Origin of the sequence: Mangrovicoccus algicola (genome assembly GCF_014903745.1) — a bacterium.
In the GTDB taxonomy this organism is placed as follows: Bacteria; Pseudomonadota; Alphaproteobacteria; order Rhodobacterales; family Rhodobacteraceae; genus Mangrovicoccus; species Mangrovicoccus algicola.
The window spans coordinates 1-13,970 of sequence record NZ_JACVXA010000030.1; the positions used below are offsets into that span (position 1 = coordinate 1).

At 70.1% G+C, this 13,970-nt stretch carries 15 protein-coding genes; 12 read left to right on the plus strand and 3 right to left on the minus strand.

Translation table 11 applies throughout. The features are described from left to right. Positions 1–314 precede the first annotated feature (314 nt). Positions 315–1,073, minus strand: coding sequence for a Bax inhibitor-1/YccA family protein (locus tag ICN82_RS10715; RefSeq protein WP_193182536.1), 759 nt, complete (start codon positions 1,071–1,073; stop codon positions 315–317). A gap of 172 nt (positions 1,074–1,245) precedes the next feature. Beyond that, positions 1,246–1,461, minus strand: coding sequence for a DUF1127 domain-containing protein (locus ICN82_RS10720; RefSeq protein WP_193182538.1), 216 nt, complete (start codon positions 1,459–1,461; stop codon positions 1,246–1,248). 119 nt (positions 1,462–1,580) lie between these two features. Here ICN82_RS10720 and ICN82_RS10725 point away from each other — a divergent pair, with 119 nt between their 5' ends. Continuing rightward, positions 1,581–2,456 carry a LysR substrate-binding domain-containing protein gene (locus ICN82_RS10725; RefSeq protein ID WP_193182540.1) on the plus strand — a complete coding sequence of 292 codons (876 nt, stop codon included), beginning with the start codon at positions 1,581–1,583 and terminating at the stop codon, positions 2,454–2,456. Positions 2,457–2,468: 12 nt separating this feature from the next. Here the strand turns inward: ICN82_RS10725 and ICN82_RS10730 are convergent, their stop codons facing one another. Further along, the gene (locus ICN82_RS10730) at positions 2,469–3,428 is read right to left on the minus strand and encodes an NADPH:quinone oxidoreductase family protein (protein ID WP_193182542.1); all 960 of its coding nucleotides are present in this window, start codon (positions 3,426–3,428) and stop codon (positions 2,469–2,471) included. A gap of 260 nt (positions 3,429–3,688) precedes the next feature. Between ICN82_RS10730 and ICN82_RS10735 the strand changes: the two genes are divergently transcribed. The 11 genes from ICN82_RS10735 (at position 3,689) to proC (ending at position 13,967) form a co-directional block, all read left to right on the plus strand. Next, the gene (locus ICN82_RS10735) at positions 3,689–4,069 is read left to right on the plus strand and encodes a helix-turn-helix domain-containing protein (protein ID WP_193182544.1); all 381 of its coding nucleotides are present in this window, start codon (positions 3,689–3,691) and stop codon (positions 4,067–4,069) included. 73 nt (positions 4,070–4,142) lie between these two features. Next, entirely contained in the window at positions 4,143–4,967 is an 825-nt protein-coding gene (locus ICN82_RS10740) for an inositol monophosphatase family protein (protein WP_407943758.1), read from the plus strand. Further along, positions 4,964–6,313 (plus strand): 8-oxoguanine deaminase, encoded by a 1,350-nt coding sequence (locus ICN82_RS10745; RefSeq protein ID WP_193182546.1) that lies wholly within the window; start codon positions 4,964–4,966, stop codon positions 6,311–6,313. Before ICN82_RS10740 ends, ICN82_RS10745 begins: the two co-directional genes overlap by 4 nt. Positions 6,314–6,338: 25 nt before the next feature. Next, complete coding sequence (locus ICN82_RS10750; protein ID WP_193182548.1) at positions 6,339–6,701, plus strand: CAP domain-containing protein; 363 nt, start codon at positions 6,339–6,341, stop codon at positions 6,699–6,701. 236 nt (positions 6,702–6,937) lie between these two features. Further along, entirely contained in the window at positions 6,938–7,408 is a 471-nt protein-coding gene (locus tag ICN82_RS10755) for a (2Fe-2S)-binding protein (protein ID WP_193182550.1), read from the plus strand. A 1-nt stretch (position 7,409) separates the two neighbouring features. Continuing rightward, positions 7,410–9,773: a xanthine dehydrogenase family protein molybdopterin-binding subunit gene (locus ICN82_RS10760; RefSeq protein ID WP_193182552.1), complete on the plus strand. Its 2,364-nt coding sequence runs from the start codon at positions 7,410–7,412 to the stop codon at positions 9,771–9,773. A gap of 12 nt (positions 9,774–9,785) precedes the next feature. Beyond that, positions 9,786–10,577: an FAD binding domain-containing protein gene (locus ICN82_RS10765; RefSeq protein ID WP_193182554.1), complete on the plus strand. Its 792-nt coding sequence runs from the start codon at positions 9,786–9,788 to the stop codon at positions 10,575–10,577. A 179-nt stretch (positions 10,578–10,756) separates the two neighbouring features. Then, the gene (locus tag ICN82_RS10770) at positions 10,757–11,506 is read left to right on the plus strand and encodes an alpha/beta fold hydrolase (protein ID WP_193182556.1); all 750 of its coding nucleotides are present in this window, start codon (positions 10,757–10,759) and stop codon (positions 11,504–11,506) included. Further along, positions 11,506–12,417 (plus strand): alpha/beta hydrolase, encoded by a 912-nt coding sequence (locus ICN82_RS10775; protein WP_193182558.1) that lies wholly within the window; start codon positions 11,506–11,508, stop codon positions 12,415–12,417. Before ICN82_RS10770 ends, ICN82_RS10775 begins: the two co-directional genes overlap by 1 nt. A gap of 200 nt (positions 12,418–12,617) precedes the next feature. Further along, positions 12,618–13,121, plus strand: a complete 504-nt coding sequence (locus ICN82_RS10780) for a type III secretion system chaperone family protein (RefSeq protein WP_193182560.1) — start codon at positions 12,618–12,620, stop codon at positions 13,119–13,121. 30 nt (positions 13,122–13,151) lie between these two features. Then, the gene (proC, locus tag ICN82_RS10785; protein WP_193182562.1) at positions 13,152–13,967 is read left to right on the plus strand and encodes a pyrroline-5-carboxylate reductase; all 816 of its coding nucleotides are present in this window, start codon (positions 13,152–13,154) and stop codon (positions 13,965–13,967) included. Positions 13,968–13,970: the final 3 nt, after the last annotated feature.

A 13,970-nucleotide genomic window follows, 5' to 3' on the forward strand; every position in this document is an offset into this window, starting at 1 on the left:
ACGGCTGACAACGGCAGGAACGCTGCTGCTTCCAACGCCGTCCTTGTGGGGTTGCCCTGGAAGCCCGGGGCATGCAGGCGGGCCGCATAGAGGCGGCCGGGGATGTGCGGCTCCCAGGGGGCAGGCTTGCAGGAGCCGCTGATATCCGGCCATGCCGTCCGGTTCCATGGCGGGGAAGATGCGGAAAGCTGCGCGACCTGAGGCGCCGCGACCGCTCCTGCCGCCCAAAAGGGGCGCGCGGCCCCCGGAAATGGAAAGCCCCGCCGGACGGGATGTCCGGCGGGGCTTGGAAATTCCTGGGACCGACCGCAGGGTTATTCGCGGTTGCCCATGAATTGGAGCAGGAACATGAACAGGTTGATGAAGTCCAGATAGAGCGACAGCGCGCCCATGATCGCGGACTTGCCCAGCCATTCGCTGTCGGCATGCTGTGCATGGGCGATGTAGTCGGTCTTGATCCGCTGCGTGTCATAGGCGGTCAGGCCCGCGAAGACCAGCACGCCGATCACCGAGATCGCGAAGGACAGCGCCGAGGAGGCGATGAAGATGTTGACGATCGACGCCACCAGGATGCCGATCACGCCCATCATCAGGAAGGTGCCGAAACCCGACAGGTCCTTCTTGGTCGTGTAGCCGTAAAGGCTGAGACCGGCGAAGGCGATGGCGGTGACCAGGAAGGTCTGCGCGATGGATTCCCCGGTGAAGACCAGGAAGATCGAGCTGAGCGACAGGCCCATGACGGCGGCATAGACGTAGAAGACCATCTGCGCGGTCGCGGCCGACATGCGGTTGATCCCCGCCGACAGGCCGAAGACGAAGGCCAGGGGCGCGAACATGATCACCCATTTCAGCGGGCTGGCATAGATCGCCTGGCCCAGGCCGGTCAGCATTTCCTGGCCGCTGGCGGGATCGGTGGTCACTGCCAGTCCGGAAATCGCCCAGGCCGCCAGCGCGGTCAGCAGCATGCCCACGGACATCGTGCCGTAGACCTTGTTCATATGGGCCTTCAGGCCCTCGTCAATTGCAGCCGTGCGGACACCGGCGGTGCCGCGCATCGTCTGGTAGTCAGCCATGGGTTGCCTCCTAGTTGATATATCGTGGCGTCCCCGGGCGGGGACGCGTCTCAGCTAATCATAAAGGCATGGAGGCCGCCTCTTTCAAGCGAATGCGTATGGCCGCCGGCGAAAATTGCGAAAGATTCTCAGACCGGCGGTTCGATGTCGCAGGCAGGCGCGCGTTTTGCGGTCATTTCCACCAGTGCGGCGCGTCCCACGGGGGGCGCTGCGACTCGCGCTCGGCCTCGGCCCGGGTCAGCCCGACATCGCGCAGCAGATGGGCGTCCAGATGGCGCAGGTGGCGCCGCTGGCGGGCGAGGGCAAGCCGTTCGGCGAGGCGCAGTCGCGCAAGGCGCGGCAGCCGCAGCAGACGCGGGGCGGGGCGGGGGCAGGTCTGGTCGGACATGGAATATCCCTTGTTCCTGTGATGAATGGTCTGGAATGCATCATGTGAAATGATCTATGCTCTGTCAGGCCCGGCAAGTGAAACGACGCTTTGTGGGGCTATGGCTCACGAGGATTGATATGGCCCGAGTCCTGGACCTTGCGGCGCTGCGGGCGCTGGTGACGATCGCCGATCTGGGCGGGGTGACGCGCGCGGCGAATGTGCTGAACCTGACGCAATCGGCGGTGTCGATGCAGATGAAGCGGCTGGAGGAGTCGCTTGATGTGCAGCTGTTGAACCGGCAGGCGCGCAGCGTCAGCCTGACCTCGGCGGGCGAACAGCTGGCCGGTTATGCCCGGCGCATGCTGGAGCTGAACGACGAGGCCATCACCCGGCTGACCACGCAGGATTACGAGGGGCGGCTGACGCTGGGCGTGCCGCATGACATCGTCTATCCGCATATCCCCGGGGTGATGCAGCGCTTTGCCGCCGAGTTTCCGCGGGTCAAGGTGCATCTGGTCAGCTCCTACACGGTCAACCTGCTGAAACAGATGGAGGCCGGCAGCGTCGACGTGATCCTGACCACGCAGGAGACCCGCCCCGAGGGCTGCGAGACGCTGGCGACGCTGCCGATGGTCTGGATCGGCGCGCAGGACGCGCAGATCTGGCGCGCGCGGCCGCTGCGGCTGGCCTTCGAACCCAACTGCCTGTTCCGCGCGCCGGTGCAGGCCGCGCTGGAGGCGGCGGGGATCCCCTGGGATCTGGCGGTGGAGGCGGATCATTCGCGCACCATCGAGGCCAGCGTCGCGGCGGATTTCGCGCTTCAGGTGGTGCTGCGCGGCACGCTGCCGCCGGGCTGTTCCGAGGTGCCGGAGGCGGCGGGCCTGCCCGCGCTGCCCTCGATGCATATCAACATGTATCGCCGCCAGGGGCTGTCGGGTCCGCCGGCGGAGCGGGTGCAGGCGCTGCTGCGCGCGGCCTATGGGGCCGCCGCGTCGCTGGCGGCGGCGGAATGACCGGCCTGCGGGCTACATGGTGATGACGATCTTGCCGGTGGAGCGGCGCGCGCGCAGGATCTCCATCGCCTCGGCCACGTCGGCCAGCGGCATCACGTGGCTGACATGCGGGCGCAGCTTTCCCGCGGCATGCCAGTCCATCAGCTGCGCGAGGCTGCCGGTCAGCGTCGCGGGATCGAAGGCCAGATAGCCCCCCCAGTAGAGGCCGATCACCGATATGTTCTTGACCAGGAGGTGATTGGCCGGGATCTGCTGCACCTCGCCCCCGGCGAAGCCGATCAGCAGATAGCGGCCGCCCGGGCGGCAGGCGCTGAGGCAGGGCCGGAAGAGGGGGCCGCCGATCGTGTCATAGACCACCTCGGCCCCGCCCATCGCCTTCAGCGCGCCGCGCAGGTCGGGATGGTCGCTGTCGATCACCTCATGCGCCCCGGCGGCGCGCGCGGCCTCCAGCTTCTGCGCGCCGCGGGCGCAGGCGATCACCCGCGCGCCCATCAGCCGGCCCAGCTCCACCGCCGTCAGCCCGACGCCGCCCGCCGCGCCGGTGACCAGCAGCGTCTCGCCGGGTTTCAGCCGCGCGGCATGATCCAGCGCCAGGTGGGAGGTGCCATAGGCGATCTGGAACCCGGCCGCCTCGGTCATCGTCATGGCATCGGGGACCGGCAGGCAGCGGGCGGCCGGAAAGCATCCCCATTCGGCCAGCCCCCCATGGCCCGCATAGACCGCCACCCTGTCGCCGGCGGCCAGACCCGTCACGCCCTCGCCCAGGGCGGCGACCGTCCCGGCCAGTTCCAGTCCCAGCGTCGCGGGAAAGGGCGGCATGTCCTGATATTTTCCCTTCGCGATCAGCAGATCGGCGAAATTCAGCCCGCAGGCGGCGATGCGGATCAGCACCTCTCCCGCGGCGGGGGCGGGCACGGCAATATCGACCAGGGCGGGTTCTCCGCCGGATTTCGAAATTTGGTAGGCGCGCATGACAAACCCCTTTCACGGTGCTACCTGTTTAGCGGCTCCGGGGGCGCCGATGGAAGTCGGCCCCTGCGCGGGGCCGCCGATTCCGAAGGGACCGGACCCGTCGGCAGGGTCCTCGCCGGGACATGGCGCTATGACAGGACAGACGGCCGGGGCCGGGGCGGGATGGCTGGACGGCCCCCGCGCGGCCCGGGTCCTTCCCCGGTTCAGGGGGTGCCGGGGCGGGTTTGCCTTCCGGCGGAGTGACAAGTTTGGAGATGGCGATGAAGCATCCGGTTGACGTTCACGTGGGCAAGAGGGTTCGGCACAGGCGCTGGATGGTGGGCATGACCCAGCAGCAGCTGGCCACGAAGGTGGGCATCAAGTTCCAGCAGATCCAGAAATACGAAACCGGAATGAACCGCATCAGCGCCTCGCGCCTGTGGGACATCTCGCTGGCGCTCGACGTGCCGGTGGCCTATTTCTTCGAAGGCGTGGAGGCCGGGGAAGACGGGGTCGACGGGGCCGCGGCCGGGATCTCGCCGGTGGGGGACCTTCTCGCCGACAAGGAGGCGCTGGATCTCGTGCGCTCCTATTACGCGATCCCCGAAAACCAGCGCCGGCAGCTGTTCGAACTGGCGCGGGTGCTCAGCAACGCGGCCTGACGGGCGGCTTGCCGCTGCCGCGCGGGCCACGTAGTGGTGCGGCCAGCCGACCCGCGCGGGCGGCGATCATCACATGTCCATGCCGCGAGGGTCCGCCTTGTCCCAGTCCCTGATCGACACCGCCCATGCCCTGGCCGATGCGGCCCGGGCGGAAACCCTGGCCCATTTCCGCAATCCCGGGCTGGACGCGGCGAACAAGGCCGCGGCAGGGTTCGATCCCGTGACCGAGGGCGACCGCGCGGCCGAGGCCGCGATGCGCGCCATCCTCGCCGAACGCCGCCCCGGGGACGGGGTCTTCGGCGAGGAATACGGCATCACCCGGGGCAGCTCCGGCCTGACCTGGGTTCTGGATCCGATCGACGGCACCCGCGGCTTCCTGTCGGGCACGCCGACCTGGGGCGTGCTGATCGCCGCCTGCGAGGGCACGCGTCCGGTTTACGGCATCATCGACCAGCCCTTCATCGGCGAGAGGTTCGAGGGCGGGCTGGGCGTCGCGCGCTATCGCGGACCGCAGGGCGAGGCGCCGCTGCGGTCGCGCCAGGGCGTCGCGCTGAAGGACGCGATCCTCTTCTCCACCTTTCCCGAGATCGGCACGGCGCAGGAGGCGGCGCGGTTCCGCGAGGTCTCGGCGCGGGCGCGGCTGACGCGGTTCGGGATGGATTGCTATGCCTACGGGCTCCTGGCGCTCGGCCATGTCGACCTGGTGATCGAGGCGGGGCTGCAGCGCTATGACATTGCCGGTCCCATCGCGGTGATCGAGGCGGCGGGCGGCATCGTCACCGACTGGCAGGGCGGCCCGGCCGACGAGGGCGGGCGCATCCTGGCTGCGGGTTCGCCGGAATTGCATGCCGAGGCGCTGGCGCTGCTGTCCGGGACGGCGGCGGAGGGCGCGGCATGAGCGGGATGCTGATCCGCGGCGCCGAGGTGATCGTCACGATGGACGGGGCGCGGCGCGAACTGAAGGGCGCCGATCTGCGCATCGCCGGCGGCGTCATCGCCGCGATCGGGCCGGGGCTGGCGCCCGCGCCCGGGGACGAGATCCTCGATGCGGCGGGCTGCGTCGTCACGCCGGGGCTGATCAACACGCATCATCACCTGTACCAGAGCCTGACCCGCGCGGTGCCTGCCGGGCAGGATGCGCTGCTTTTCGGCTGGCTGCAGACGCTCTATCCGATCTGGGCGCGCTTCACCCCCGAACATATGCGCGTCTCGGCGATGACCGGGCTGGCGGAGCTGGCGCTGTCGGGCTGCACGCTGACCTCGGACCACCTTTACCTCTTTCCCAACGGATCGCGACTGGATGACACGATCGAGGCGGCGGGCGAGGTGGGGATCCGCCTCCTGGCGACCCGCGGGGCCATGTCGATCGGCGAAAGCGACGGGGGCCTGCCGCCGCACAGCCTGGTGGAGCGCGAGGCGGCGATCCTGGAGGACTGCATCCGCGTGGTCGATGCCTTCCACGACCCGCGCCCGGGCGCGATGATCCAAGTCGGCATCGCCCCCTGTTCGCCCTTCTCGGTCAGCCGCGAGCTGATGCGCGACGCCGCGATCCTGGCGCGCGACAAGGGCGTGCGGCTGCATACCCACCTGGCCGAGAATGACGAGGACATCGCCTATTCGCTGGAGAAATTCGGCTGTCGTCCGGGGCAGTATGCCGAGGATCTGGGCTGGACCGGGGATGATGTCTGGCATGCCCATTGCGTCAAGCTGGACGGGGTCGAGATCGACCTTTTCGCGCGTTCGGGCACCGGCGTGGCGCATTGCCCCTGTTCCAACTGCCGGCTGGGATCGGGGATCGCGCCGGTGCGCGCGATGCGCGATGCGGGGGTGCGCGTCGGGCTGGGCGTCGACGGCTCGGCCTCCAACGATGCGGGCAACCTGGTGGCCGAGGCGCGCCAGGCGATGCTGCTGCAGCGGGTCGCGCGCGGCGCCGATGCCATGTCCGTCCGCGAGGCGCTGGAAATCGCCACGCGCGGCGGGGCGGAGGTGCTGGGGCGGCTCGATGACCTGGGCACGCTGGAACCCGGCAAGCGCGCCGATATCGCCATCTGGGACGTTTCGGGGATCGAGGCGGCCGGCGCCTGGGACCCGGTTGGGGCGCTTCTGCTCTCGGGTCCGACCCGGGTGCGCGACCTGATCGTCGAGGGCCGCGCGGTGGTCGTCGGCGGGCAGATGGCGCGGCTGGATCTCGGGCGGCTGCTGGAGACCCAGACAAGGCTGGCGCGCGCCCTGGCGGCGGGCTGAGCCGGTGGCGGCGGAGATCGGCCCATTGCTGGATGCCTTCCGCGCGCGCAACGGGCTGGCGCCGCTGGTGTCGCATCCGCTCTGCGAGGCGGCGGCGCGCGCCCATGCCGCCGATCTGGCGCGGCGCGCGGTGCTCAGCCATGGCAGCGGGCCGGGCAACATGGACACGGTGGCCCAGCGTATCGCCGCGCAGGGCTATGCCTGGAGCTTCGCCGCCGAGAATGTGGCATTCGGCCAGCGCGACGCCGCCGAGGTCATGGCCGCCTGGGAGGGCTCTCCCGGACATCATGCCAACATGGCCAGCCCGCTGGCGGTGCATTTCGGCTTCGGCGGGGCGTCGAACCATATCGGCCCCTACTGGGTGCTGGTGCTGGCCGCGCCGCTGTGATCCCCGCCCGCTGAGCCGCTACCGACTTTAGGCTTAGTCGCCGCCCCTTGCGTCAAGCCGCGATCCGGATAGGCTCGGGCAAGGGAGGACTCTGTCCGGACAAGACATGCATCAGCACGCGGAGCAGGCCCGGCCTGCACCGGAGGGTCTGCCTATCTCAGCGATTGCGGAGGCAAGTTGCCGCCCGCATGGCAAGGACAGGGGCGGGGCGCGGCTCCCGCCGGAAGGGAGGATCCATGACCGAGGTGAACCTGACGGTGAACGGCCGCAGGGTGCGACGCGACGTGCCCGATGCGATGCTGCTGGTGGAATTCCTGCGCGAGGAACTGCGCCTGACCGGCACGCATGTGGGCTGCGACACCAGCCAGTGCGGCGCCTGCCTTGTGCATCTGGACGGGCGCGCGGTGAAATCCTGCGCGACGCTGGCGGCGCAGGCCTCCGGCGGCACGGTCGTCACGATCGAGGGCATTGCCGGGGACGAGCTGCACCCGATGCAGAAGGCGTTCAACGACCATCACGGGCTGCAATGCGGCTACTGCACGCCGGGCATGGTGATGTCGGGGATCGACATGGTGAAGCGCTACCGCGCCGCCGGGCGCGAGCTGACCGAGGCCGCGATCCGCGCCGAGCTGGAGGGCAATATCTGCCGCTGCACGGGCTATCACAACATCGTGCGGTCGATCCGGGCCGCAGCGGCGGAGATGTGAGATGAGCGAGAACGGAATCGGCAAGCCGGTCAAGCGCCGCGAGGACCGGCGTTTTTTGACCGGGCGGGGCAGGTATACCGACGACCTGCGGATGGAGAACCAGGCCTATGCCGCCTTCGTCCGGTCCCCCCATGCCCATGCGCGGGTGAGCGGCATCGACGCGGCGGCGGCGCTGGAGCAGGAGGGCGTGATCCGGGTGCTGACCGGGCCGGAGCTGGTGGCAGACGGCATCGGCAACATCATCACCGGCTGGGCGATCACCTCGAAGGACGGCGCGCCGATGAAGGTCGGCGACTGGTCGGCCCTGGCCACGGACCGGGTGCGCTATGTCGGCGACGCGGTGGCGGTGGTGATCGCCGAGACCCGCCAGGGCGCGCGCAATGCCGCGGAACTGGTCGAGGTCTCCTATGAGGAGTTGCCCGCGGTGGCGCGCGGCGACCGGGCGCTGCAGCCCGGCGCGCCGCAGCTGCATGACGTGGCGCCGGGCAACCTGGTCTTCGACTGGGAGATCGGCGATGCCGCCGCCACCGATGCGGCGCTGGCCGCGGCCGCCACGGTGGTGGAGCTGTCGCTGGAGAACAACCGCCTGGCGCCGAACGCGATGGAGCCGCGCAGCGCCGTGGCCGTCCACGACCCGGCGGAGGATCACTACACGCTCTATACCACCTCGCAGAACCCGCATGTCGCGCGGCTGGTCCTGTCGGCCTTCTACCAGGTCGCCCCGGAACACAAGCTGCGCGTCGTCGCCCCCGATGTCGGCGGCGGCTTCGGGTCCAAGATCTACATCTATCCCGAGGAGATCACCTGCCTCTGGGCGGCGATGAAGACCGGGCGCTCGGTGAAATGGACCTCGGAGCGCAACGAAGCCTTCATGACCGACGCCCATGGCCGCGACCATGTGACGACCGCGCGGATGGGCTTCGACGAGGGCGGGCGGATCACCGGCTTCAAGGTCGAGACCATCGCCAATCTGGGCGCCTATTGCTCGCTTTTCGCCACCGCGACGCCGACCTACCTGTATGCGACGCTGCTGTCGGGGCAATACGACATCCCGGCGATCCATGCCAATGTGAAGGCGGCCTATTCCAACACCGTGCCGGTGGATGCCTATCGCGGCGCCGGGCGGCCGGAAGCCACCTATCTGGTGGAGCGGATGATGACCACCGCCGCGCGGCAGATGGGGATGGAGGAGGCGGAGCTGCGCAGGCGCAACTTCATCCAGAGCTTCCCGCATCAGACGCCGGTCATCATGTGCTATGACGCGGGCGATTTCCCCGGCAATCTCGACAAGGCCATGGCCGCCGCCGACGTGGCGGGCTTTCCCGCGCGGCGCGCGGAGGCCGCGGCGCGCGGGATGCTGCGGGGTCTGGGCTATTCGTGCTATATCGAGGCCTGCGGCATCGCGCCCTCGAAGGCCGTGGGCGCGCTCGGTGCCGGGGTCGGGCTGTGGGAATCCGCGGAAATGCGGGTGAACCCGGTGGGCACGATCGAGATCCTCACCGGCAGCCACAGCCACGGGCAGGGGCACGAGACCACCTTTGCCCAGATCGTCGCCGACCGGTTCGGCGTGCCGATCGAGAGCATCTCGATCCTGCATGGCGATACCGACAAGGTGCAGTTCGGCATGGGCACCTACGGCTCGCGCTCGGGCGCGGTGGGGATGTCGGCCATCGTGCGGGCCATGGACAAGGTCGAGGCCAAGGTCCGCCGGATCGCGGCGCATCTGCTGGACGGCGCCCCCGAGGATATCGTCATCGAGGACGGGCAGGCTCGGCTGCCTGGCACCAATCGCAGCCTCGCCTGGCACGAGATCGGCCTGGCCGCCTATACCGCCCATGACCTGCCCGAGGGGATGGAGCCGGGGCTGAAGGAGACCGCCTTCTACGATCCGGTGAATTTCACCTTTCCCGCGGGCACCTATATCTGCGAGGTCGAGGTCGATCCCCAGACCGGGGTGGTGCGCATCGTGCAATTCACCGCCGCCGATGATTTCGGCACGGTGATCAACCCGATGATCGTGGAAGGCCAGGTCCATGGCGGGGTGGCGCAGGGCATCGGCCAGGCGCTTCTGGAACAGGTGGTCTATGACGAGGCAGGCCAGCTGCTGACCGGGTCCTACATGGATTACTGCATGCCGCGGGCGGATGACGTGCCCTTCTATACCATCACCCACAACGCCACCGTCTGCCCGGGCAATCCGCTGGGCATGAAGGGCTGCGGCGAGGCGGGGGCGATCGGCTCGCCGCCGGCCGTGATCAATGCCGTGACCGACGCGATCGGCACCAATGACCTGTCCATGCCCGCCACGCCGATGAAGGTCTGGCAGGCCCTTGCGGGGGCGCGTGCGCCCGCCGCGGCAGAATAGGGAGGAGCGCGCATGTATCCCGTGACCTATCACCGGCCCGCCTCCGTCGAGGAGGCCCTTCACCTGCTGGCGGAAGAAGAGGAGGCCATGGCGCTGGCGGGGGGGCAGACCCTGCTGCCGACGATGAAGCAGCACCTGGCCGCCCCCTCGGCGCTGGTCGATCTGGCCGCCTGCGGCCTGTCGGGCATCCGCGCCGAGGGCGGCGGGCTGGTCATCGGCGCGATGACCACCCATGCCGAGATCGCCGCCTCCGCCGAGGTCGCCGCGCATCTGCCGGTTCTGGGACTGGTGGCGGCGGGGATCGGCGATCCGGCGGTGCGCCATCGCGGCACCATCGGCGGCTCGGTCGCCAATAACGATCCGGCGGCGGATTACCCCGCGGCGCTGCTGGCGCTGGAGGCCCGCATCGAGACGGACCGGCGGGTGCTGGCGGCCGAAGAGTTCTTCGAGGGGCTCTTCGCCACCGCGCTGGAAGAAGGCGAGATCGTCACGCGCATCCATCTCGATCCGCCGAAACGCGCCGCCTATGCCAAGTTTCCCAACCCTGCCAGCCGCTATGCGCTGGTCGGCGTCATGGTCGCCGAGACCGCGGCGGGCATCCGCGTCGCGGTGACCGGCGCGGGCGAGGATGGCGTCTTCCGCCATGCCGGGCTGGAGGCTGCGCTGGACGCGGAATTCACCCCCGATGCGGCGGCGGCGGTGCGGGTCTCGCCCGCCGGTCTGGCCGCCGATCTTCACGCCAGCGCCGCCTATCGCGCGCATCTGATCGCGGTGATGGCGGCGCGGGCGGTCGCGGCCTGCTAGCCCGGGCGGCCATTGCGGTGCCGTCCCGCCCCGGCCCCCGAGCCGGGGCCTCCCCGGGCAAAGCTGTGGCCGTGCTGCCAACCCGGCGGGGTTCTCTGGCTTTTCCCGCGAGCCCGGACTCGCATTCGCCGCGGCCGCGTGCAAGGTCCGCTGTGAGCAAGCCGCAGGAGAGACGGACGATGGAGAGCCCGAGCTATCTGGACACCCCGCAAGGCCGCCGCCTGGCCTATCACCGGCGCGAGGGGCAGGGGCCGGGCGTGGTCTTCCTCGGGGGCTTCATGTCGGACATGGCGGGCACCAAGGCCACGTATCTGCAGGCCTGGGCCGAGGCGCGGGACCGCGCCTTCCTGCGTTTCGACTATTCCGGGCATGGCCGCTCCGAAGGGGCCTTCACCGAGGGCACGATCGGCAGATGGGCCGAGGATGCGGCGGCGGTCATCAATGCCGTCACCGCGGGGCCGCAGATCCTGGTCGGCTCCTCCATGGGCGGATGGATCGCGCTCTTGCTGCTGCGCCGGGCGCTGGTGGATTGCGCCGGGCTGGTGACCATCGCCGCCGCGCCCGACTTCACCGAGGACGGGTTCTGGGACGGGTTCTCCAATGCCGCGCGCGAGGAGCTGATGAGCCATGGCGTGGTGCATGTCCCGTCGGATTACGGCAGCCCCTATCCGATCACCCGCGGCCTGATCGAGGACGGGCGGCGCAACATGGTGCTGCGCGAGCCGCTGGCGCTGCCGGTGCCGGTGCGGTTCCTGCAGGGCACGGCCGATCGCGATGTCGATCCCTCGCGCGCGATGCTGCTGCTGAACCATGCCCAGGGGGGCGATATCCGCCTGACGCTGGTCAAGGGCGCCGATCACGCCTTTTCCTCGCCGGACTGCCTGGCGCTGATCGAGCAGGCCATCGCCGAGGTGCTGGAGGCCGGCTGATGCCGGTCCGGCGCGTTCCGGCGGCGCTGGCCTGGCGCGATCCGGGCGTGCCCGGGATCGAGGCGCTGGAGCCCTGGCTGGCGGCGCGCGAGGCGGCCGTGCCGGGGCTGCGGCCGGGTGCGGCCAAGGCCGTGCTCTGGGCCGGGCGGCGGGCCGAGCGCACGGCGCTGTCGCTGGTCTATCTCCACGGCTTCTCGGCGGCGGCGCCGGAGCTGCGCCCCCTGCCGGACCTGGTGGCGGCGGCGCTGGGGGCCAATCTGCACTTCGCCCGGCTTGCGGGCCATGGCAGCACCGGCCCGGCGATGGCCGGGGCGGGGCTGGCGGACTGGGCCGACAATCTCGCCGAGGCCATCGCCATCGGCCGCCGGATCGGCGGCAAGGTGATCGTGATGGGCAGTTCCATGGGCGGGGCGCTGGCGACGCTGGCCGCGCTGGATCCTGCCCATGGCCGCGATGTCGCGGGGCTGATGCTGATCGCCCCGGCCTACCGGCTGCGCGGGGCGGGGGCGCGCGCCCTGACGGCGCCGCTGGCCTCCGTCTGGGGCCGGCGGCTGCTGCGCGGCACGCGGACCGTCCCGCCGCGCGGCCCGCGCCACGGCGCCGCCTGGACGCTGGATTATCCCATGGTCTCGCTGCTGCCGCTGGGCGCGCTGGTCGGGCATGTCGGGCGGGCCGATTTCCGCCGGGCGCGCATTCCGGCGGCCTTCGCCTTCGCCGATGCCGACCGGATCGTCGACGCGCGCGCCATCCGCCGCGCCGCGGCCGAATGGGGCGCGCCCGCCCGGCTGCTGCCGCGGGTCATGGGGCCCCAGGACGACATCGCGTCGCATGTGATCGCCGGGGATATCCTCAGCCCCGGCCAGACCGCGCCGCTTGCGCGGGACCTTGCCTGCTGGGCGCGGGGGCTCTAGCGCGGCCTTCCGGGGCGGTTCGCGCGGCGCCGCGGAATTGGGCACCCGGGCGCGGCGGGATGGTCGTCACCGAAATATCGCTTTACAGAATCCCGCGGCCGGCCCACCATATGTTGTAGTGAGATGGCCAAGAGCCGCCGCTATATACAGGCACCCGCCCTCGGGCCCGGCCCGTGGGGCCCAGACCTACGAGGCCGAGCATGTCCCTTTGCGAACACGATCTGCACACGTCCGATATCGATCCGATCGACATCGTGGAATCTCTTGCGGAACATCACGCCTGGGAATTCGACCGCGTTGCCGATGACCAGATCGCCATGGCCGTCGAGGGCCAGTGGCGCACCTATGCGGTGACCCTGGCCTGGTGCAATGCCGACGAGACGCTGCGCCTCATCTGCTCCTTCGAGATGGAGCTGCCCGAGGAGAAGCGCGCCGCGCTGTTCGAGGCGCTCAATGCCGCCAATGACAAATGCTGGTCGGGCAACTTCACCTACTGGGAAGAGCAGAAGCTGCTGGTCTATCGCTACGGGCTGATCCTGGCGGGCGAACAGGTCGCCACCCCCGATCAGATCGCCACGATGATCGAGGCGGCGGTCTGCGCCTCCGAACGGTTCTACCCGGCCTTCCAGCTGGCGGTCTGGGGCGACACACCCGTCCGCGAGGCGATGCATGTCGCCATTGCCGAGGCCTACGGTCGGGCCTAACCTGCCCCCTGCACTTGCAGGGAGACAGGCATGTCTATGGAAAACGTGCGGCAGCGGGGCCTTGTCCTGCTCGGCTGCGGCAAGATGGGTTCGGCGATGCTGGCGGGCTGGCTCGATGGCGGGCTGCCCGCGGGATCCGTCTGGGTGATGGATCCCAACCCGTCGGACTGGCTTGCCGGGCTAGACGGCATCCACCTCAACGCGCAGCTGCCGGCCGATCCGGCCATCGTGCTGGTCGCGGTCAAGCCGCAGATGATCGGCAGCGCGCTGCCCGCGATCACCGCGCTCGGCGGCGGCGATACGGTGTTCCTGTCGATTGCCGCCGGAACCACGATTGCGACCTTCGAATCCCTTCTCGGCGCCGCGACGCCCGTCATCCGCGCCATGCCCAACACGCCCGCCGCGGTCGGGCGCGGCATCACCGCGCTGATCGGCAATGCCCGTGTCAGCGAGGACCAGATGCAGACGGCGGAACTGCTGCTGGCGGCGGTCGGCCAGACCCTGCGGCTGGAGGCGGAATCGCAGATGGATGCGGTCACCGCCGTCTCCGGCTCGGGCCCGGCCTATGTGTTCCACCTGATCGAGACGCTGGCCCGCGCGGGAGAGGCCGAGGGGTTGCCCGCCGATCTGGCGATGCGCCTGGCCAAGGCGACGGTGGGCGGCGCGGGCCACCTGGCCGAACGTGCGGCCGAGGATCCGGCGCAGCTGCGCGTCAACGTGACCTCGCCGAACGGCACCACCGCGGCGGCGCTGGCCGTTCTGATGGACGAGGCGGCGGGCTTCCCCGCGCTGCTGGGCCGGGCGGTGAAGGCGGCGGCGGACCGCTCGCGCGAACTGGCGGGCTGAGGC